Annotated in this window: 17 protein-coding genes; 8 read left to right on the top strand and 9 right to left on the bottom strand. The window is 48.1% G+C overall.

Annotated elements, in window-relative coordinates; genetic code table 11:
* Positions 1-10: 10 nt before the first annotated feature.
* Genes F454_RS0105425 through rfbC form a run of 6 tightly spaced genes read right to left on the bottom strand, consistent with a single transcriptional unit; the run spans position 11 to position 5906 of the window.
* Complete coding sequence (locus tag F454_RS0105425; RefSeq protein WP_018969617.1) at positions 11-1309, bottom strand: hypothetical protein; 1299 nt, start codon at positions 1307-1309, stop codon at positions 11-13.
* Positions 1310-1316: 7 nt separating this feature from the next.
* Positions 1317-2444: a DegT/DnrJ/EryC1/StrS family aminotransferase gene (locus tag F454_RS0105420; protein WP_018969616.1), complete on the bottom strand. Its 1128-nt coding sequence runs from the start codon at positions 2442-2444 to the stop codon at positions 1317-1319.
* A 31-nt stretch (positions 2445-2475) separates the two neighbouring features.
* Complete coding sequence (rfbA, locus tag F454_RS0105415) at positions 2476-3372, bottom strand: glucose-1-phosphate thymidylyltransferase RfbA (protein ID WP_026292731.1); 897 nt, start codon at positions 3370-3372, stop codon at positions 2476-2478.
* Between the two features lie 4 nt (positions 3373-3376).
* Entirely contained in the window at positions 3377-4267 is an 891-nt protein-coding gene (rfbD, locus tag F454_RS14275) for a dTDP-4-dehydrorhamnose reductase (RefSeq protein WP_018969614.1), read from the bottom strand.
* Positions 4268-4291: 24 nt separating this feature from the next.
* Complete coding sequence (gene rfbB, locus F454_RS0105405) at positions 4292-5350, bottom strand: dTDP-glucose 4,6-dehydratase (protein WP_018969613.1); 1059 nt, start codon at positions 5348-5350, stop codon at positions 4292-4294.
* A gap of 1 nt (position 5351) precedes the next feature.
* A complete protein-coding gene (gene rfbC / locus F454_RS0105400) occupies positions 5352-5906 on the bottom strand; it encodes a dTDP-4-dehydrorhamnose 3,5-epimerase (protein WP_018969612.1) in 555 nt (184 codons plus the stop codon).
* 75 nt (positions 5907-5981) lie between these two features.
* Between rfbC and F454_RS0105395 the strand changes: the two genes are divergently transcribed.
* From F454_RS0105395 to F454_RS0105380, 4 genes are read left to right on the top strand one after another with little or no spacing between them, the layout of a single operon-like run.
* Entirely contained in the window at positions 5982-6926 is a 945-nt protein-coding gene (locus F454_RS0105395; RefSeq protein ID WP_018969611.1) for a glycosyltransferase, read from the top strand.
* An 18-nt stretch (positions 6927-6944) separates the two neighbouring features.
* Entirely contained in the window at positions 6945-7961 is a 1017-nt protein-coding gene (locus F454_RS0105390) for a glycosyltransferase family 9 protein (protein ID WP_018969610.1), read from the top strand.
* A gap of 4 nt (positions 7962-7965) precedes the next feature.
* On the top strand, positions 7966-8547 hold the full coding sequence (locus tag F454_RS0105385; RefSeq protein ID WP_018969609.1) for a DUF4254 domain-containing protein: 582 nt from the start codon (positions 7966-7968) through the stop codon (positions 8545-8547).
* A 20-nt stretch (positions 8548-8567) separates the two neighbouring features.
* A complete protein-coding gene (locus tag F454_RS0105380) occupies positions 8568-9620 on the top strand; it encodes a glycosyltransferase family 4 protein (RefSeq protein ID WP_018969608.1) in 1053 nt (350 codons plus the stop codon).
* Position 9621: 1 nt separating this feature from the next.
* Here F454_RS0105380 and F454_RS0105375 read toward each other — a convergent pair whose 3' ends face one another.
* Positions 9622-10356: a 16S rRNA (uracil(1498)-N(3))-methyltransferase gene (locus F454_RS0105375; protein WP_156817150.1), complete on the bottom strand. Its 735-nt coding sequence runs from the start codon at positions 10354-10356 to the stop codon at positions 9622-9624.
* A 166-nt stretch (positions 10357-10522) separates the two neighbouring features.
* Here F454_RS0105375 and F454_RS15600 point away from each other — a divergent pair, with 166 nt between their 5' ends.
* The 4 genes from F454_RS15600 to F454_RS0105355 all read left to right on the top strand — a co-directional run bounded on the left by F454_RS15600 (position 10523) and on the right by F454_RS0105355 (position 16992).
* Positions 10523-11128 (top strand): TetR/AcrR family transcriptional regulator, encoded by a 606-nt coding sequence (locus F454_RS15600; RefSeq protein ID WP_156817149.1) that lies wholly within the window; start codon positions 10523-10525, stop codon positions 11126-11128.
* 79 nt (positions 11129-11207) lie between these two features.
* The gene (locus F454_RS0105365) at positions 11208-12593 is read left to right on the top strand and encodes an efflux transporter outer membrane subunit (protein WP_018969605.1); all 1386 of its coding nucleotides are present in this window, start codon (positions 11208-11210) and stop codon (positions 12591-12593) included.
* 52 nt (positions 12594-12645) lie between these two features.
* The gene (locus F454_RS0105360) at positions 12646-13785 is read left to right on the top strand and encodes an efflux RND transporter periplasmic adaptor subunit (protein WP_018969604.1); all 1140 of its coding nucleotides are present in this window, start codon (positions 12646-12648) and stop codon (positions 13783-13785) included.
* Between the two features lie 45 nt (positions 13786-13830).
* Positions 13831-16992, top strand: coding sequence for an efflux RND transporter permease subunit (locus F454_RS0105355; RefSeq protein ID WP_018969603.1), 3162 nt, complete (start codon positions 13831-13833; stop codon positions 16990-16992).
* An 83-nt stretch (positions 16993-17075) separates the two neighbouring features.
* Here F454_RS0105355 and F454_RS0105350 read toward each other — a convergent pair whose 3' ends face one another.
* Both F454_RS0105350 and F454_RS0105345 read right to left on the bottom strand, forming a co-directional pair.
* Complete coding sequence (locus F454_RS0105350; RefSeq protein ID WP_156817148.1) at positions 17076-19499, bottom strand: hypothetical protein; 2424 nt, start codon at positions 19497-19499, stop codon at positions 17076-17078.
* 565 nt (positions 19500-20064) lie between these two features.
* Positions 20065-20685, bottom strand: a complete 621-nt coding sequence (locus tag F454_RS0105345) for a LysM peptidoglycan-binding domain-containing protein (protein ID WP_018969601.1) — start codon at positions 20683-20685, stop codon at positions 20065-20067.
* Between the last annotated feature and the right edge of the window lie 15 nt (positions 20686-20700).

The following is a 20700-nucleotide window of genomic DNA, read 5'->3' as shown; positions in this document are numbered from 1 at the left end:
TACAATTTCATTATTGGCTAACCTCTGGAAACACCTCAAATTGCTGCTTAGCGAGCATACGAATTTTATCTATATACTCCTCTTCAGAATATAGCTTATCGTATTCAGCTACTAGTTTACAATTGAGCTCCTCATAGTTTTTAGGCTGCGCCAGCAACTCCTTAATTGTATTTACAATTTGCTCACACATCCCAGAAGAAGACTCAAATATATTAGGATACTGCTTGAATGAATGTGATGGAAAAAACTCTTCATTATACACAGAGAAACCAATGCCACCTTGATATATTGGCTGCGCTAAGTATCCATCGAACCCCTCACCAAAGGTTATAGAAAACTTACAATTAGTTGCTAGTTCCATAAAATCATCAAAAGAAATATCTCTGATTTCTATGAACTCAAAGCTAGGCAATTCCCTTTCTAAAATCGAAAGGACTTCAGCCTTGTGCGGCGCCTCATCTAGAGAATAAATAATAATATCTTGTTTATGAGCAATCTGAGATTTTGGGTAAGGAGTCAGATCGGTATATGCAGGTAATAGCAACGTAGGTAGACCATATTTATTTGCGAAGTCTTGGCCAGCATATGAATGGTGAGCAACTGACTGCGTCACATTTTCAGTCAGCTTATAGAGGTCTTCGAAAAGCTCTTTTTCAGGCATCAACTGTATATTCTGATCTAACAAGTTAATAGATAATTGATCAACAGATTTCAAGTAACTCTTTAATTCGTCATCTAATTCAGCATAAAACTCAGCTGAAGCGTATTCTGGAATATGCAAATAAAGGTCTTTAACTTTAGTACACAACTGAACTTGCTCGAAGCGATAGACATTCTCGGAATTCTTGAACCAAGAATTTCTGAAATACGTGTCTCCATTTTGATTTGGACGCGTCATCAAGACAATTTCGTAGCCATGATCAGCCCTCATACGCCGCAAGTGGTTCGTTATTGAGAATATTGAATAAATTCCTCCACTCATCGCATCGTGCTCAGGGAGTAAAAGAACCATTAGCTTTTCAGCCTGCACTACTTTCACAGGAAAAGTAAGATTCTGCATCGCAGAGGCAGTCTCAATTTCATAATCACTATTACCATAGCCACCAGCCATAGCGCTCCCTAGGTCGCGGCCCCTTGTAAAAGCATTCTTCGCTCTATAATATTCGAAACTAACCTTAGAATAAGGCTTTAAACATTTTTCCCGATACTCTTTGCGTTCTTCAGATGAACGAAAACGTAAAGCCAAAATATTCGTGAACAATTTGATGAGTCGGAATCTAAGAAAGCTAATCTCTTTTTGCTTAGACATAAAATGATTATTTTTGATTTAATGCCCCCTTTAGAGCTTCACAAACTCTCTTAACCTCTGGACGAGTAAGCGACGGGTAGATCGGAAGACATAAAACATTATTCGACAATTTATTAGCCACAGGAAGTCGATCTTTCAACGCCGAATCTAAATCTTTATACTGACAGATATTTGACATTAATGGGTAGAAATACTTTCTCGGGTGCACGCCTTTATCACACATAAAGCTCACAACACGATCCCGCACCCCCTCTGCTTCACCACACATTATTATTGGATAGTAGGAATAGTTGCTGACATGCCCGTCGATGGGTTTAGGAACACTCACCACCTCAAGCCCTATTAGTTCTTCATCATACCACTCGGCTACTTGCTTCCGTTTTGAGAGAATGAGTGAAATTTCATCAAGCTGAAGCATTCCAATTGCTGCTGAGAACTCATTCATTTTCCCATTAAAGCCTAGATATGGAATCATATCTTCACCTGAAATACCAAAATTTTTGATCAAATTTATTCGATCAGCACACTCCTTATTAGATGAGACTACTGCACCGCCTTCAAATGTATTAAACACCTTTGTCGCATGAAAACTCAATGTCGAATAATCTCCATAGCTCAACAAACTACGTCCTTGATACTCACAACCAAAAGCATGGGAAGCATCATATATAAGCTTTAAATTATATTTTTCAGCAATATCTTTCAAAGCCTCTACATTACATGGTCTACCATAAACATGAACGGCTAATATAGCCGAAGTCTGTTGAGTTATAGCCCTCTCCACAGCCATTGGGCACAAACCAAAAGAGTCACCCTCCACATCAGCAAAAACTGGAGTTAATCCACATAACTTTATAGAATGGGTAGTTGCAGCGAAGGTGTAGGGCGTGGTTATGACTTCACCACTGAGATTGGCAGTAAATAAAGCCGCCATAATTGCCGATGTTCCGTTGTTGCATAGTCTAAGGTGGCTAATATCAAGCGTGCTTTCGAGCTTAGACTCTAATTCCTGGTGAAATGGTCCAGAATTCGTCAAAACCCCATTTTCCCATATCCTCTGTATATATGGATACACCTTCTCCAAATCAGGGAGGTGAGGTTTTGTTACATAGATTGGAGGTTCTTTATGTTCCATAATTAATAGCTTTCATCTAATGACATAAACATCAGCTTTTAAACCCTGATAAAAGACTCATCAAATACTGTCCATATCGTGACTTCTTATAAGTCTCAGCATGCTCCGCTAATTTAGCATCATCAATCCAGCCGTTCACCCAGGCAATTTCCTCGAGACAAGCAATTTTCTGGCCTGTTCTATTTTCGATTGCTCTAACAAACTCAATTGCTTCGACCATGGAATCGTGAGTACCGGTATCGAACCAAGCCATTCCACGGCTCATTGTATTCACTTTGAGAGAAGCTTCTTTGAGATAGAAATCGATCACCTCCGTGATCTCAATTTCACCACGCGCCGAAGGCTTAACTTGCTTAGCTATTGCTGGAGCTCTTTCATCAAAGAAGTAGAGACCTGTGACCGCCCAGCTTGACTTAGGATTTTCCGGTTTTTCCTCGATAGAGAGAGCCTTATTATCCTTGTCCATCTCTACGATACCATAGCGTTCCGGATCTTGCACGTGTAACGCGAAAACTGACGCCGTAGAGCCACCATCATTTGCTTGCTGCAGTGTTTTAGTTAATCCATGACCATAGTACAAGTTATCGCCTAGAATAAGACACACAGGAGCTCCATCTAAAAATTGTTCACCTAAGATAAAGGCTTCAGCTAGTCCATTCGGGTGCTCTTGGATACTATATTCAAGAGAGATACCAAACTGAGAACCATCTCCCAAAAGGTTTTTGAAGGCTTCTTGATCATGTGGGGTGGTGATGATTAAAACCTCTTTGATACCTGCTAACATTAAAACTGATAAAGGATAATAAATCATCGGCTTATCATAGATCGGCAAAAGCTGTTTGCTGACCGACTTAGTGACAGGATAAAGCCTTGTTCCGGAACCCCCGGCTAGGATGATTCCCTTTCTTAATTTTGATGTTGCGCTCATGTGCTTAGTAATTGTTTTGAAAGTATTTCGAGAGTGAGGATTTCCAATCTGGAATATTTAAATTGAAAGTGCTTTGAATTTTATCCAAATTCATTACCGACCAAGCAGGCCGTTTAGCAGGAGTGGGGAAATCTTCTGTAGTGATAGCATTGAGCCTGTCTGGCACCTTTAACCCTAGAGCTTTAGCATGTGTAAACACCTCATTGGCAAAACCATACCAACTCGTTGGCTCGCCATCATTAGAATAGTGGTACACCCCCGCATCATCATCACTCGCATGGACTCCAATAATCATGAGAGTGCGTGCTAGATCTGAGGCATAGGTAGGACGGCCGAATTGGTCAGAGACAACGCCTAATGTATGACGCTGCTCGGCAAGCCTAAGCATTGTAGAAACGAAGTTATTACCATGATCGCCGTACAGCCAACTCGTTCTCACAATGATACTAGAAGGATTCTCGCTTACCGCGAACTGCTCACCTTCAAGCTTCGTTTGACCATAAACCCCCATTGGCGCAACCGCATCAGACTCCTTTAGTGGGGCAGTAGCAGTACCATCGAATACGTAATCTGTAGAAATATGGATCAATTGCAGCGATGCTTGCGCACACAAACGTGCCAAAGTTTGAACTGCCGTTGCGTTGATGTTCCGTGCGCTCTCTATATCGCTTTCAGCCTGATCCACCGCAGTGTATGCTGACGCATTAATCACAACATCTGGGCAATAGACCTCCAATACCGACTTAACTGAATCTACATTGGTAATATCGAGTTCAGGTCTGCCCACTGCGTGAATACTGCATTTGCTAAATTCACCAGTCAATGAAGTCAAAGCCTTGGCCAACTGACCAGACTTACCTATGACTAATACTCTTTTAGTGGGATGATCGTTCATTGAAGAGAATTCAACATTATCTTGTTAGAGCCCTAGACGCTCACCTGCATACTTCTGCTCTAGGATTGGACGCCACCATGATTCATTCTCTAGGTACCACTGAACCGTAGCTTTGATTCCTGTATCAAAGTTCTCTTCAGCTTTCCATCCGAGCTCATTTTCAAGCTTGGTCGCATCAATCGCGTATCTTGCGTCATGTCCAGGGCGATCAGTCACATAAGTAATGAGTGACTCATGTCCTCCTTCAGGTGTTGAGTCGACCATATCATCGAGTAAACGACAAACTGTCTGCACCACTTCAAGGTTGGTGCGCTCATTGCGCCCACCCACATTATATTTCTCACCGAGCTCACCAGTTTTCAGAATAGTCCACAAGGCCTTGGCATGATCATCAACAAAGAGCCAGTCTCGCACATTAGAGCCATCACCATAGATGGGCAGTGGTTTATGATGTAAGGCGTTTAGAATAATCAACGGAATCAGTTTTTCTGGGAAATGGTAGGGACCATAATTGTTGGAGCAATTAGAAATCACCACCGGCAGGCCGTACGTTCTATGCCATGCAATAGCGAGATGGTCAGATGCTGCCTTGGAGGCTGAATATGGAGAAGATGGGTCATAAGGAGTCACTTCTTCAAACAAGCCATCCGCCCCAAGTGACCCATACACTTCATCTGTGGACACCAATAAGAATTTAAACGTATCGGCCTTTTCCTTATCCAGGCCTCTCCAGTGCTTCAGAGCAGCATCCAGAAGCACAGATGTACCGAGTACATTGGTTTCGATAAACTTTTGAGCACCAGTGATCGAGCGATCCACATGCGATTCAGCTGCCAAATGCATCACCCCATCTGGTTGATACTTCTCAAACACTTGCTGCATCGCCTCGGCGTCACAGATGTCTGCTTTGACAAAGGTATAGTTATCAGCATGGGCCACCGGCTCGACCGATGTCAAATTTGCCGCATAGGTTAGCACATCCACATTGATGACATTGGCAATTTGATTGGAAACCAAATAACGACACACTGCTGACCCGATAAAGCCAGCTCCGCCAGTAACAATTACGGTTGGTAGATTCATGTTAGTAGGAAAATTCAGATTCTATTTCAGAAAGAAGGGGTTGGATTTTATCTTTGGCCGATAAAATTGGCTCAGTCACGCTCCCCCAATCGATAGCTAAAGCGGGATCGCTCCACAAAATACCTTTATCATGATCAGGGGCATATGGATTGGTTACTTTGTAGAAAACTTCAGTATCCGGTTCTAATGTGACGTATCCATGTGCAAACCCTTTGGGAACAAGCAATTGCTTCCAGTTCTCAGCGGAGAGCTCAACAGCCATCCATTCACCATATGTTGGTGATCCCTTACGAATGTCGACGGCGACATCAATAATCGCACCTTTCAATACTCTGACCAGCTTATCCTGAGCAAATGGTGGAGATTGGTAATGCAACCCCCTCAATACTCCGACCTCACTTGAATAGGCATGATTATCCTGGATAAATTCATCCTCAAAACCATGCTCCGCGAAAGCTTGCTTCTTGAACACTTCTGAAAAAAAGCCTCGTTCATCTCCAAACTTCTTAGGGATTACTTCGATAACATCAGGTATTTTCGTAGGTGTAAGTAGCATTTGTTGTTTACGTGTGAGACGTAGCAAATTAGACACGTGACTATCGGATAGCAAGCCCCGTTTCTTAATACAAATATGCGCATCAACATCATCAGCCGAAGCAATGGCGTGGGACTAGATCAAGACACTAACATTGTTCAATATACGTTAGAATCTGCAGGTCATGATGTCACCACGAGTCACTGCAGAGCAATCCCATGGTGGCATAGCTTATCTCCAAAGAATCGTGACAAATACGACATCAACATCTTTCTAGAGCGTTGTTTCCCTCGGTGGTTCCGCTCGGCCAACACCAACCTTCTCATCCCAAATCAAGAACGCTTTCCTCATAGGCTCATCAAGCATCTTAAACAAATCGATACCGTGCTCTGTAAAAGCAGGCATGCGCAGGTAATCTTTGCAGAACTCTCGAAAGCTGAATTCATTGGCTTCACCTCCCCCGACCGCAATTCCAAGGAAACTGCTGCTGATTATCAATCCGTCTTACACCTAGCCGGAAAGAGTACTCTAAAAGGCACAGAGGATATTCTTGAACTCTGGTGTAAGCACCCAGATTGGCCCACGCTCACGCTTATTCAGCATCCCTCGAACGCCCCAAGTAGTGTCCCTAAAAATGTGCGCTTGATCAGCGATTACATCTCTGATGAGCAATTATCATCTCTCATGAATTCCCACGGCATTCATTTATGCCCGTCGCGCAGTGAAGGCTGGGGCCACTATATCGTTGAAGCGATGTCCTGCTCCGCGGTTGTCGTCACCACTGACGCCCCTCCGATGAACGAACTGATCAGCCCTGCACATGGCGTACTTGTCCCTTTCAAACATGACGAAGCCCGTCACCTAGGCACCAATTACTATGTCGACTCAGGCAAGCTAGAGAACCAGCTCATACAACTCTTCAGCATGAGCGCTGATGACAAAATGGTGATCGGGAAGAGAGCTCGAGATTGGTATGATGCCAATGATCTTCGCTTTAAAAACCTCCTAATTGAAACCTTTTCACGTCAACTGAGCCAATAGAACACCACGTTAGATAGAATGCATCCATCACTCATCACACGGTTCGGCGGAATCGGCGATATCGTCTTACTCACACCCACTCTCAAGGCGCTCCACGAGCGAGATGGTGTGGCTCCTGATCTCATCACTGGCGCCAAGTGGACGATACCAACCCTCAAAGGATGCCCACACATTGGCAATATTCATATCCTTCAAAAAAGAGGGCTACCACACTTCATCAATCCCTCCTCGATTCAGCTGAAGAGATCGCTAAAATCTCAAACATTCCATACCGTCTACAATCTCCATCCCGAACAGAGAACAGCCAGACACTTGGGCTTCCTAAACCTCTCGCCCTTACACGACATATCGCACGATGGAATAGAACATGAAGCGTCTCGCCGACTCAGAGAAACTGGACTAGTGGCCCAATCCTGCGCCGAAGATCTAGAACCATGGCTCTTCTCAAGCCAGGATGCGATTGACGCTTTAGTAGCTAAACTCCCTATGCTCCAACGACCATTTGTACTCGTTCAGCCTGGGAATAAAAAAACCATGAAACGTGGTTCTCAGCACAGTGCTTCAAATACAAAATGCTGGCCAAACACCAGATGGCAAAGTGTCATCAAAGCCTTATTGGAAAATTATCTAGACCTGGAAGTCGTCCTGACCGGCTCTCCCTCAGAATTTGAATACCTCAATGAAATTACCAAGGGAATCGAATCTGATCGCCTCCACAACCTATCGAACGACCTGAACATCATCGAACTCAAAGCAGCATCATGTCTGGCTGCTGGGATGATCACAGTCGATACAGGCCCTGCGCATATCGCAGCTGCATTAGGTTGTCCTATGATTGAGCTCTTTGGGCCAGTATCTCAAATTTCTCACGCCCCCCTCACACTGGGACAACCAACTGCATTTATTTCAAAGTTTCACCCAGACGAAGGAATAAACTTCCCTCAAATAGGGCTAATTTCAGCAAGTGACGTTATTGGCAAGTTTGACTCGGTCTTTGACTTCTCAAGGGAGCTTCCATACTCTCGCCTCCGCTAATACTATGCAATCTCACGACATCACCACATTACAGCAAGACCTCACCAGCCAATGGCACGCTGAAAATCCTTCAAACCAGGCTCAAGAATTCCTCGGACTGATCACAGAAAATCATCTCTGTAACTTCCTGTTGTGGCATGAAGAAGATGTGGCGCGCCGGGAAGACATCGGCTTCGAGCCAATCTACCACGCCAAACGCGCGATCGATGGCCACAACCAACGCCGCAATGACCATATCGAAAAAATAGATAAGTATTTAGTCGATACACTCACCCCCAAGACAGAAGGAGTGCCCTTCAACTCAGAGACACCAGGTATGATGATTGATCGCCTCTCCATCCTTGCACTCAAGGAGTACCACATGCAGGAAGAAGTGGACCGCACAGATGCCAGTGAAGAGCACATCGCTAAGTGCACCCATAAAGTCGCTGTCATCAAACAGCAGATCGCTGACCTTTCCCTGGCTCTCGACCAACTCCTATCTGAAGTCGCTGATGGCACTCGCAGTTTCCGTGTCTATTATCAATTCAAGATGTACAACGATGCATCCCTGAATCCACAGCTTCGTGAAGCTGCTGCTAAATAGCACCTAACACCATCTATCCGATGCTCGAACTCATTCTGGGCAATTCTAATAAGAAGTTCTCTGGTGTAAGCTCTACGATGCTTCAGGTACTCCCCTATCAGCAGGAGGCCATGAAGCTGGCAGTATTGGGAGCTCATCATCTACCAGATTCTGCGCCTTGCATCGGCATTTTAGAGGCTGCGAAGCGCACCAAGGCCCCTCTCAGCTCAGGTGGGTATTGCGTCTTTCACGCACGTCGCAATGATGAGATGATCCAAGCTCTCATCCTGAAAAAACTACTAGGAGCAAAAATCCGAATCGTCTTCACCTCCACAGCTCAACGCCACCATTCAAAATTCACGAAGTGGTTGATTGGTCAAATGGACGGCATTATCACCACAAGCAAGTATGCAGGCGCCTACTTGGATCGTCCAGCAGACATCACGATACCGCACGGTGTCGATGAACAAATATACACCCCAGCCGCAGACAAACAAGCTGCCTGGAGTGCGCTTGGACTTCCAGGAAAGTTCGGCATCGGCATCTTTGGAAGAGTACGCCACCAAAAAGGCCTCGACCTCCTCGTCGATGCTGCGATCCCATTATTCAAAGACAATCCAGATCCTACCATTGTCGTTGTTGGGGAAACCACAGCAAAGCACCAAAGCTACCTAGACTCCCAAATTCATAAAATGGCTGAGGCCGGCCTCGCCGATCGTATCATTGTCCTGGGCAAACAACCATTCAGCGAAATCCCTAAACTCATGCGCTCCATGTCAATCGTGGCCGCACTCAGCCGCAATGAGGGCTACGGTCTAACCGCGCCTGAAGCCATGGCGAGTGGCACAGCTGTACTTGCCAGCGAAGCTGGAGCTTGGAGAGAAGTAGTAAGAGACAGAACCGACGGTTTCGTCGTACCGTGTGGCGATACCACAGCAACTCGCATGGCTCTTAAAAGCCTCCTCACGATGACAGAACATGAGCGAAACGCCCTAGGCCAAGCTGGCCGAAATCGCATCCTCGATCACTACACAGTAGAACAGGAAGCCGCCGCGCTGTGCTCATACTACCGCCAGCTATCCAAGTCTTCTTAGCCTAGGTGAGCCTCGCTAGAGCAAACTTCAGAATACTCAGGCAGTACAAAGTTGCCGTCTCCACACGCAACACGATGCTACCGAGGCTTACAGGTAGATATCCCGCCGCGATAGCTGCATCATACTCTCCCGCAGAAAAGTCACCCTCCGGCCCCACGAGCAAGCCCACCGACTGCTTCATTGACAGAGCAGCAAGAACCTCCTCAATTGGCTCGCTCCGAGGGTCGAGCGCTGCCACAACACAATACTGAGCAGGCGTATCCTCTTGGATCCATTCCGAAAATTTCATCGCTGGCATCACCTGTGGCAAATAGTTTTGCCCACATTGCTTACACGCCTCTAGAGCCACACGCTGCCATTTTTCTACCTTCTTAGCGTCCGCCTTGGCCACAGTGTTGTCTGTCTCTAATGGCTGGATTGAAGCAATCCCAAGCTCCACCGCCTTCTGTACGATGAGCTCCATATTCCCAGCTTTAGGAACCGCTTGAATCAATCGAATCTCATTCGAACGCTCTTGCAGCATGACCGATGCCGTAGGCTGAACCATCACCTCCTGCTTACTTGCTTCCACGATTTCACCTTGGACAGATCGTCCCTCCCCATCAAAAACCACCACCTCGTCACCCACCTTTTGACGTAACACACGCACACAATGGTGTGACTCCTCTGAAGACAGCACCAAGGGACCATCGCCCCAAGCGGCTGGATTTAAAAAAAAGCGAGACAACGAATTCATGGGCGTAGCTTGAACGCTCCAAGCATCGCTGTGAAGCGGTAAGTGCAAGATCTCATACTTCGACACACATCAGCATCACAACCGACACTTGGGCCGCATTTTTCAAAACAATGATTTCAATTCTTCATTTGACTTCAACACCAATTGGTTCCTTATTGTCATTATCATGCCAGTCAAAGACAAACTCATCACCAGTGCGCTCAAGATCTTCTCAAAGTCTGGTTACCGAGATGGTCGGGTAGCAGACATCGCCAAACACGCCAAAGCGAATATCGCATCCATCAACTATTACTTTGGCTCCAAAGAAGCCCTCTTTGCTGAAGTTTTACGCCATGCCTTCCAAGCCGCTGAAAAAAAATACCCCGCTGATGGAGGATTAGACGCTTCAGCCAGCTGTGAAGAAAAATTGGCGGCCTTCGCACGCTCGATCATCTATCGCACTCTAGATCCTGGCCCTGCGGGTAACTTCAATCGCATCATGAGCCTCACGGTCAAATCCCCAGGCTCCCCCACAGGCACAATTTGTGAAGAAGTACGCTCACTCCAAGTCATGCCCCTGGCCCCATTGCTCCACGAATTTATTGGAGAAACAGACGAGGTCGTCTACCAGATTGCCGCACTCAATTTCCTGAGCCTCTCCGACATTTTGGCGCAATACCCAGAGGTCGTAGAACACATCTTCGGTAAAAAGCCTGACGAAGCATTCAAAAAAACCTTCGTTGATGGCCAAGTCAAAGCCGTCATAGCAGCCACCAAAGCATTGGCCGTATAACTTTAATTTAGACGAATCCTAATAAGATAGTCGCTCATGCTGTGGCGAACCTTTCATGCGACCAACACCTGAACCTTTCATGCTTAATCGACACCTACCTACCTATTCGGTCATTGTTGCGGCTGCCTTTCTCTTGGGCGCATGCGCAGAGCTGCCCAGTAACAAGGCATCGCAGGCTGGAAACGTACTCCCGCTGCCGAAGCGCTATGACGCCACTCAGCCACCCGTACCTCAGGTAGCCAACAACATTCAGCAACTCTTTAGTGACGCTGCACTCAATCAACACATTGCAGACGCTCTGCGCCACAACCCTGAACTCAGACTCAGCGCGGCGCGCCTAGAAGAGGCTGGATTCAACACCCGCAGTGCCAAGGCGGGTCTCAGCCCACAACTCAACGCCAATGTCGGAGGTGGCCCTTCTAGGTCGAATCCAACAGGGCTCGCCGCCATCAATTCTGAGTCCTACACCGCGAGCTTAGATGCACAGTGGGAGATCGATGTTTGGGGGCGCATCCGTTCTGGTATCGATGCCAGCAGCAGCGATCAGGCCGCGATTGCTGCAGATCTCGCAGCCGCACGCCAATCAATCGCCGCCCAAACTGCCCAAGCCTATTTTCAGCTCCTACGCGCCAGCACCTTATTGCAACTCTCCGAGGAACGCCTAGTTTCATTTCAAAACACACTGAACCACGTCAACCGTCGATTTGAAGCTGGCACAGCCAATTTAGGCTCGCTCGACCTCGCCCGCACAGACCTAGAAAGCACACGATCCCAAGTAGCTCAGCTCAAGGACGAACGCGATCAAGCCGCCCGCTCACTCGCCATTCTAACTGGCAAATACCCTAGCAACCGCTCGAAGGCCACACGCTGGCCGACTCTCAAACGTAGTGTGCCAGCCAACATCCCATCCACAGTGATGATGCAGCGCCCAGACATCGATGCGGCCTACCAGCGCATCCGCGCCGCCGACTCTAGAGTCAATGTGGCCCACAAAGACCTCTACCCAAGCTTCAGCCTCACAGCTGGCTACGGGCGTCAGTCCTCCATCCTCGAAGACCTCGCCAGATCCAACTTTAATGCATGGTCCATCGTTGGTAACGTCAGCGCACCACTCATCGATGGCGGTAGAAGACGTGCCGAATTAGGGGCTGCGAATGCTCGCGCCAAGCAAGCTCTCGCCACGTACCAATCTACTGTTCTCAACGCCTTCCAAGAAGTTGAGAACGCATTAGGCTCCGAGTCCTATCTACGCCAACAATTCTCAGCAACGAGTAATGCGCTTAAAGCGGCAGAACGTGCCGAAGCTCGCGGCATGAGATCCTATGATTCCGGCCTCATCAACATCCTCGACCTCCTCGAAGTCCAACGCAGAACCTTCAATACTGAAGAAGCACTCATCAACCTCAAAGCCTTACGCTACCAAAACCGAGTCTCCCTCGCTCTGGCCTTGGGCAAGGCACTCTAATGAGAATGCTACTTGAACATCACGCCCACCTACCCATCACACACCCAATCCCGTGAAAACCATACTACGCATCATTCTTCCAATTATTCTGCTAGGAGTCGCAGCTCAAATCGCTGTGGTCATGGTGAAAAGTCGCAAGCCACTACCACCTCAAAACCCAGAGGTCGCGCTAGCGGAGCTTACCGTCTCCGATGTAAACCCAGAACTCCATTCACCACCAATCGAGAGCTATGGTAACATCCGTAGCTACTTCGAAACTCGTCTCACCTCCCAGGTATCAGGTATGTTGATCAATGTGTCTCCCGAGTTCCGAGTCGGTAGCCACGTCAAAAAAGGCACAATCCTCGCAGAGATTGACCCCACTGATTACCACGCCGCTCTCACGCGCGAAAAAGCAACATACAGCGGCTACCAGAGTACCTATGCCGAAGAAACCATCACCTCCGAACAAGCGCGAGAGGATTGGCTAGCATCTGGCAGAAGCCTCACCACCGCCTCGCCATTTGTCCTACGCACCCCCCAACTTAATGCTGCCAAAGCCAATATGGAGGCTAGCCAAGCTGCGATTCAAAAAGCTGAGGCGGACCTTGAGCGCTGTAAAATTCGAGCACCCTTCGACGCCGTCATCAGCGATCGCAGTGCCTCTCTCGGTTCCTACACTTCAGCTCAGAGTAACCTAGGCACACTCATCTCCACCGAGATCGTTTCGGTAAGGCTCCCGCTCACACCCAAGCAAATCAGCCGCATCGCACTCCCTAGCAACGACGAACAAGGGATCAACATCACTCTGACCAGCCCGGTCCAACCGGGGGCCAAATGGCCCGCTCGCATCGTACGCACCGTACCCAGCGTAGACGCCAATAATCAAGTCACCTACGCCATTGCTGAAATTAACGATCCCTATGACAGCGAAACACCACTCGCAGTCGGCACCTTCGTCACTGCCAGTATCCCTGCCACACCGATTGGACACTCCATCAAGGTTCCAGAAGCAGCCCTCGTGCGAGATGCCTACATCTGGTTGGTAGATCAACACAATCATCTGGTGAAGGCGCCGGTGAAACGCATTGCCAGCCACGAAGGATCCACCTTCCTACAAATCACTGAAACCTCACTGCAGCCTCCCTATCGCGTGGTGCAACGACCACTCACAAATTTCCGCAATGGTACAGCCGTGAAGGTCACCAACTAAGCCAACACCTAACTTCGTTAGAACTCAACTATCCCACTACTCGCTTTGGAATCACCACTGAAAAAGCACCCCTACATCACCTGGTTTGCCACCAATCCAGTCGTCGCGAACATCCTCATGTTCTCCATTTTGGTTGCTGGGATTTTCACGGCATTCAGCGTTCGCAAAGAAGGCTTCCCCGCCTTCGCGGCCGAGACCGTGGTCGTCAATGTGCCGATCCGAGGTGGCACCCCTGAAGACGTCGAACGCGGCGTATCCATCAAAGTAGAGGAATCACTTCAGACCGTGGATGGTATCGACCACGTCCGCTCCACCAGCTCCGATAGCCAAGCGCGCATCACCGTCCAAGCCAAAGAAGGCTACGACATCACCAAACTACTCGATGATGTCAAAATTCAGGTAGACGCCATATCCAGCTTCCCAGAGCAAGCTGAGAACCCAGTAATTACCGAACAAAAACGCAGCAACCCAGTGCTCTGGATTGAACTCTACGGTGACGCTTCTGAAAGCACACTTAAAGAGGCTGCTCGCGACATGCGCGACGACCTACTCAGGCTCTCAGCCATCTCAAAAATTGATACCGTCGGCAACCGTGACTATGAGATCTCTATCGAACCCTCAGAAGAAAAACTGCGACTCTACAAACTCACCTTTAATGAACTCGCCAATGCCGTCACCAATAACTCCATCGATCTCGGCGGCGGTGATGTTCGCTCTCCCAATGGAGACATCTCTCTGCGCAGCAGAGACCAAGCATACAACAAGCAAGACTTCGAAAACATCCCTGTACGCACCAACCCTGATGGCACTCGCATCTTCGTCAAAGACGTGGCCGAAGTCAGGGATGACTTCGTCGACCAGAAGCACCTCAATCGCTTCCGTGGCAAACCCAGCGTGAGTCTTCGCATCAAAACCGAAGGCAATGATGACATTCTTACAGCTGTCGAGCAGGCGCGCGCCTTCGTAGATGAATATGAAGCGAACCCTGATCTACTCCCCGAGGGAGTCAATATCGCAAGTTGGCGCGATGGCTCCACCAACATCCGCGATCGCCTGGTCCTTCTGGGCCGCAATGGCTTTGTAGGCGTCGGCTTGGTATTCCTCATCCTCACCCTCTTCCTCAACCTTCGCCTCGCCTTCTGGGTGGCTATTGGCGTTCCCGTGTCCTTAGCTGGTGCCCTCGCCTTGTTTCCTGTTCCTGGCATCGACCTCTCCGTCAATGTCATCTCAGCCTTTGGTTTCCTTGTCGTTCTAGGGATTGTGGTCGATGACGCCATCGTTATCGGTGAGTCGATCTATTCCGAAAAAGAAAAACAACAGGAACACACCGACAGCGAGGGCTATATCCGCTCCACGGTGCGTGGCGTCAGCAAGGTCGTAACCCCAGCCACATTCGGCGTGATCACCACCATCGCCGCCTTCTTGCCACTCACACAAGTCAGTGGCCGAATGGGCAATGTCTTTGGCCAGATTGCCATCACCGTGGTCCTCTGCCTCATCTTCTCTTTAGTGGAATCCAAGCTCATCCTCCCCTCCCACCTGGCTCACATCAATGTTCACGCCAAACCGAAAAACCCAATCAGCAAGCGGTGGGCGAAGTTTCAAGCTTCCATTTCAAAAGGCCTCCAGTGGTTAATCCATAAGGTATACTCGCCTGCCATCGCGGTACTCGTGCGATGGCGTTATGCCGTCTTGACTGCTTTCCTCAGTGTGTTGATTGTCGTAATCGCCCTCCTCCCTGCCGGCATTCTTCGCTTCGTCTTCTTCCCTACCATCTATGAAGACCGTGTCACTGTGACCCTTGAGCTCGAACAAGGCCAATCCGTCGACTACCTTCACCAGCAAGCCCTCAAAATTGAAGCTGCCGGATTAGAACTCATCGAAGAATTTGAGGGGAAGTACCAGCACAACCCCATCATAGAAATCCAAGTTTCCGCCTCCACCAATACCTCCGCCACGGTGGAAGCTGAGCTCACTCGATCCACCCAACGTCCCTTACTCGACACTGAAACGATCCTCAAAGAATGGCGTAAAAAAGTGGGTAACATCGCCGGCGCTCGCTCGCTCACATTCGCAGCCAAAGCCGGCCCGCCAGGGGGCGACCTTGTCATCAACTTGGAATCTTCAGATCTCAATGAACTCAAAGCCGTGGCCGAAGACCTAAAGTCAGTCGTCGCGAAGTACCCCGGAGTTTATGAGGTCATTGACACCTTCGACTCCGGAAAACCAGAAATCCAATACTCTATCACCCCAGAGGCTCAGTCTGCCGGCATCACCAAACGCGACCTCGCAGTGGGCGTACGCGACGCCTTCTACGGCCGTGAAGCCCAGCGAGTGCAACGTGGCCGAGATGAAGTACGAGTCATGGTTCGCTACCCGATCGAACAACGCGAATCACTCGACACCCTACGTACCATGCGCATTCGCAAAAATGGTGACACCGAAATCCCGTTCTCGTTGGTCGCTGACACAGAGCACGCCACCACACTCGCATCGATCGATCGCTACGACTTCAAGCGCGTCGTCGCAGTCGAGGCAAACATCGACAAAGGCATCACCTCATCTGACGAAGTTCTCACCAAGTTAGAAAAAGAGTTCTTCCCTCAAATGCGCAACAAGTACCCCAACATTTCATTAAGCCAGAGCGGTGAAACCGAACAACGAATGAAGTCGATGAAGTCCCTGCAGATTGGCTTCATGTTCTCCATCATCTTCATCTATATCTTGATTGCCATCCCATTGAAGAGCTATGGTAAGCCACTCATCATCATGTCGGTGATCCCATTCGGCATCATTGGCGCTCTCATGGGGCACTTCATCATGGGCATTCCCGTATCGATTCTCTCCATTTTTGGTATTCTCGCTCTCTCAGGCGTGGTGGTGAACGATTCACTCGTCCTCGTCTGCCGTATTGACGATTTACGTAAGGAAGGAATGGGAATCCGGGAGGCATGCATGCAAGCTGGCGCCGATCGCTTCCGAGCCATCCTACTCACCTCACTCACCACCTTCTTCGGCCTCTACCCATTATTGCTTGAGACTGAAGTGCAGGCACAATTCCTCAAGCCGATGGCAGCCTCACTCGCCTTTGGTATCCTCTTCGCCACCGTGATCACCTTGATTCTCTTGCCCATCCTATTGATCATCATGAACGACTTGCAGCGTGGCTTAAACTTCCTCTACGGAAAGCAATCCACCACCAAGTAGCTTCCTAAAAAAAACGGAGCCCGTCACAGCACCTCACTTGGCACCCAACGGACTCCGTTAACTATTTGGCTAGAAATAAGAGCTTACCAGCCCTTCAGCACACGCAGTCTCCAGCTCTCGCTGAGATCAGTGCTTGGACGCTTGATATTGAATGAGTAATCAATGTTACCATCGGCATTGAAGTAGCCCTGATAGTAATCACTATCGAGGAGGTTCACATTCTCAAGGAACTGCCATGTACCATTCACGAAGCGCTGCACAATCACCCAGCCACCAGCTGGCACATCAGTGATCGTAATCGGCACTGAGCCGATTCCACCATTCTGGATAGTGATATCAGCTAGCACCGCATTGGTCGTGTTTGCCTTCACACTCACTGGGAAGTTTTCTTCCACAGTGCCCCAAGTTGCAGTCACCACTAGGTCATCATTGTTCTTCACTTCATCGTAAACAGCATCCCACTCATTCTGATGGGTGGCCAAGCGACCAGCAAACTCGCTATCGCTTCCCCAATAAGCAGCAGAATCAACTGGCACCATCAAGAACTCTACTCCACCTTCGACCACATCACCTGCTGAGTAAGAATTTGTTACCGCGTCAGAGCTGATGTCAAAGAACATGCGCTCATGAGCCCAAGAGTTCCCCCACTTGTGAACATGAGGTGTCATGGCTGCCCCATTGAGACTAAAGTCTCTGGCGATGATACCGCGACGTGCATGACTTGCATTGCCCTCCATGGAAACCAAGTCATCAATCGCCAACCAACGATCATTGAATGGGAAAGACCCTTTGTAAGTGTCTCCACCCTTTTCCGCTGCATGGGTAGCAATCAAACCATTGTCATCACCGAGGTCGTAGTAGTCATAGGCCGGTCCGTAATAGCGATCTGCAGCCATTTGGTAGAATACCAAGCGCGTCGGGTCATTCACATCCTGAAGGAACTCATACTTGAAATCTAAGAAGCGACGCTGATAATCAAAAGTTCGACCAAGGCGGTTCTTGTAGGTGAAGCGAATCTTGTCGTCATCGGTCACCCCTGAGTAATGCACCTCAGTCACGTTTGGACCAGTCCACTTGTAAGCCGTCTTCACACGCTTCTGCAAACGCATTTCGTTGTTGCTGTCGTAGTAAACAAGGAAGTTACCACCGCCTGAACTATCGGTCCAATTGTGCGTACCACCACTCATCGAGGTCGTGAAACTAGGTCGAATATCCGACAGAAACGCTCCCCCCAATGATTGGGTAGGGTCAAAGCACATACTCTCGCCCCAGCCACCCAAAGCACTTTCATCCCACTTCCAGTTACCGCCCCAACCAATCAAACTAAGATGGGCATGTGATGCTGCAGGCTGAGCCCCCCAGTTCCCTCGAACCACCTTCAAACGAAAGCGCTTGGTTTCATTCGCGTCTAAGGTCAACACCGTAGAACCGCGCAACCAACTCCCATCATGAATCATCGGTTGGTCTGCAATCCAATGCCAGTTCTTGGAAATCTGCACCGGCTGACCGAGTGGCGCACCATAATTGACATCGTCTAATAGCACCATCGAAGTACCAGTAATTGCACCTACTTGCCCCTCATCAAACACCAAAGGGATCGTGATCGGACCTCCAACAGGATTCGTCACTTCGATCTCAAATTCATCTACCTGATCGATGTCAGCAGGCCAGCGGAAGTATTTCTCGTTGGCTAAATCAATTTTCACCGCTCCCAGCACTTCATCAAAGCTCACATCGAGCGCGCTGTTATCACTCACATTAATCGCATCATTCACAAAGACAGATGGTGACTGAACTCCAATCTGCACATTGAATTGAGGCATCACCCCCAATGACACATGGTTCTCTGTGGCACTTGCAGAAAACTGGGTGCCATTGGGAGAAACAATGTCGATACTCGTGTCCGTGATGCCTGTCACCACCGGATCACCATTCACATCACGAAAATCTAGCGTGAACGTCACACGCTCAGGCCAAGCACAGATTTCGATGCGGCCATACGCTCCAAGCTGATTGCCTTGGTCGTCCTCAAAGACCAAACCTTGATGGTCAAATCGCTGCAGATATTGCCCAGCTTCGACCAAACGTACATTCAAGTTATATCCATCACGAACATCTCCTGACACACAGGTATAAACAACTCCATCCACCGTCACCGATAAATCCATATCTGCTGGAGAAAAAGTAGTCACATCCTCTGTCAACGCTGACATATAATCAGAACCAGACACTGCATCAAAACCCGTCAATTGCACATCATCACAATCAAAACGCAAACTATAATATCCTGTTTGAATAATCACATCTGGATTGGCTTCCGCTGCTGGATTCACTACCCCCCAGTAGCGTGGACTAACAATCGGATTGCCGTGCTCCCAGTAGATGTACCCGTAGGCTTGATTGTTGTGTAAGATTGCATCTGCATCCTGCGTACTAAAACATTGTACTGCAGCCATTAACGCCAGCCACTTACGACTAAATGGGCGTCTAGTTTGGTTGTTTTTCATGAATAGGTTGTGGTTTTATTGCTTCATCTACAGACAATCCCGATCAACACTCAGAGCTCTAACTAAAAACTTGAACAACCTAACACTGTTCACCCCAATTTAGTTATCACATTCTGGCCACACATGAACGTAATTACCTGTATAACTAATAGGTATGAACTGAATTAATTTTTGAGTCAACTTAGATTAATTTATCAAAAATCCTATAAATGTATGATTCACGCCATAACAAACTCAACAAAACAAAGGGTTAAACAACTTCTGTATTCATGATAAAAAAATTCGATCAATTAGATGTATCAATTAATTTCTTTACAGGTGATAAGCAAATCATGTATAATATCAAAAACTTTTACTACACCCCTAACAATACAGCTGTTAATTTAACTCCCCATATTGGTAAACACAGGCTCGATGAACCGCCCTCGCAGGCATGCTTGCCACCATGAAACTGGGGCTCCATGCTATCTCAAGAAGCCATGCATGCAGTAAAGCCAGTCCGACGGCACAAAAAAAGCTGAGCACCTAAGCGCTCAGCAATTATAACAAGGCTCCAAGAACCTCTTTACTGACCTAAAGACTTTCGGATCACTGCATCTGGAGTATTCGCCCCTGAAAGCGTGGTCTCTTTTCCTTTGAGGTCACGATAGGTAATCGTCTTCACCTCGTTGCCATTTTTATCCGCATCTGAACCATAGATAATGACCCCAGCCGGCTTATACTTACCGTCGTTGGTCTTCAAATACACCTGGTTCTTATCATCAATGTCGATGGCGATTTCCTGCGATTCCATCACTGTGGACTTAGGAAGTTGCTTTTTAGCAATAGGTTTTACAGGTTTTGGCTTGGGTGCCTCGACGACCTCGCCTGCCGATTTACGTGGCAGTGGTCCCACATATTCACTGGCCTGCCCCTGAGTGACATTCCCACCATCTACCTTGAGCTGCATTCCTACATGGATCACATCTGAGCTAAGCTGGTTGCGAGACTTCAAATCCTCAACTGAGAGCCCATAGCGTCGGGAGATAGAACTCAAGGTATCCCCCTTCTGTACCACATAAACATCCTGCTTCTCTTCAAAGAGATTATTAAACATCCCCTTCAAACCCGAGCCATTGCCCTCATTGTAGTTCCAAAACCAAAAGGCACCTCCAAGCATCACAAGCATGAGCAAAAACATTTTCATGCTGAAGTGTTAGCA

Origin of the sequence: Rubritalea marina DSM 17716 (genome assembly GCF_000378105.1) — a bacterium.
Taxonomy (GTDB): domain Bacteria; phylum Verrucomicrobiota; class Verrucomicrobiia; order Verrucomicrobiales; family Akkermansiaceae; genus Rubritalea; species Rubritalea marina.
Note: the sequence above shows the minus strand (reverse complement) of the source record. Positions and strands in the feature narration are given on the sequence as shown.

Bases quoted from the DNA above. Each gene is read 5' to 3' on its own strand.
- rfbB (WP_018969613.1), bottom strand. From the start codon at position 5,350: ATGAATCTACCAACCGTAATTGTTACTGGCGGAGCTGGCTTTATCGGG.
- F454_RS0105345 (WP_018969601.1), bottom strand. From the start codon at position 20,685: ATGAAAATGTTTTTGCTCATGCTTGTGATGCTTGGAGGTGCCTTTTGG.
- F454_RS0105380 (WP_018969608.1), top strand. From the start codon at position 8,568: ATGCTCGAACTCATTCTGGGCAATTCTAATAAGAAGTTCTCTGGTGTA.
- F454_RS0105425 (WP_018969617.1), bottom strand. From the start codon at position 1,309: ATGTCTAAGCAAAAAGAGATTAGCTTTCTTAGATTCCGACTCATCAAA.
- rfbD (WP_018969614.1), bottom strand. From the start codon at position 4,267: ATGAACGATCATCCCACTAAAAGAGTATTAGTCATAGGTAAGTCTGGT.
- rfbA (WP_026292731.1), bottom strand. From the start codon at position 3,372: ATGAGCGCAACATCAAAATTAAGAAAGGGAATCATCCTAGCCGGGGGT.
- F454_RS15600 (WP_156817149.1), top strand. From the start codon at position 10,523: ATGCCAGTCAAAGACAAACTCATCACCAGTGCGCTCAAGATCTTCTCA.
- F454_RS0105385 (WP_018969609.1), top strand. From the start codon at position 7,966: ATGCAATCTCACGACATCACCACATTACAGCAAGACCTCACCAGCCAA.
- F454_RS0105395 (WP_018969611.1), top strand. From the start codon at position 5,982: ATGCGCATCAACATCATCAGCCGAAGCAATGGCGTGGGACTAGATCAA.
- F454_RS0105350 (WP_156817148.1), bottom strand. From the start codon at position 19,499: ATGAAAAACAACCAAACTAGACGCCCATTTAGTCGTAAGTGGCTGGCG.
- F454_RS0105365 (WP_018969605.1), top strand. From the start codon at position 11,208: ATGCTTAATCGACACCTACCTACCTATTCGGTCATTGTTGCGGCTGCC.
- F454_RS0105420 (WP_018969616.1), bottom strand. From the start codon at position 2,444: ATGGAACATAAAGAACCTCCAATCTATGTAACAAAACCTCACCTCCCT.
- rfbC (WP_018969612.1), bottom strand. From the start codon at position 5,906: ATGCTACTTACACCTACGAAAATACCTGATGTTATCGAAGTAATCCCT.
- F454_RS0105375 (WP_156817150.1), bottom strand. From the start codon at position 10,356: ATGAATTCGTTGTCTCGCTTTTTTTTAAATCCAGCCGCTTGGGGCGAT.
- F454_RS0105390 (WP_018969610.1), top strand. From the start codon at position 6,945: ATGCATCCATCACTCATCACACGGTTCGGCGGAATCGGCGATATCGTC.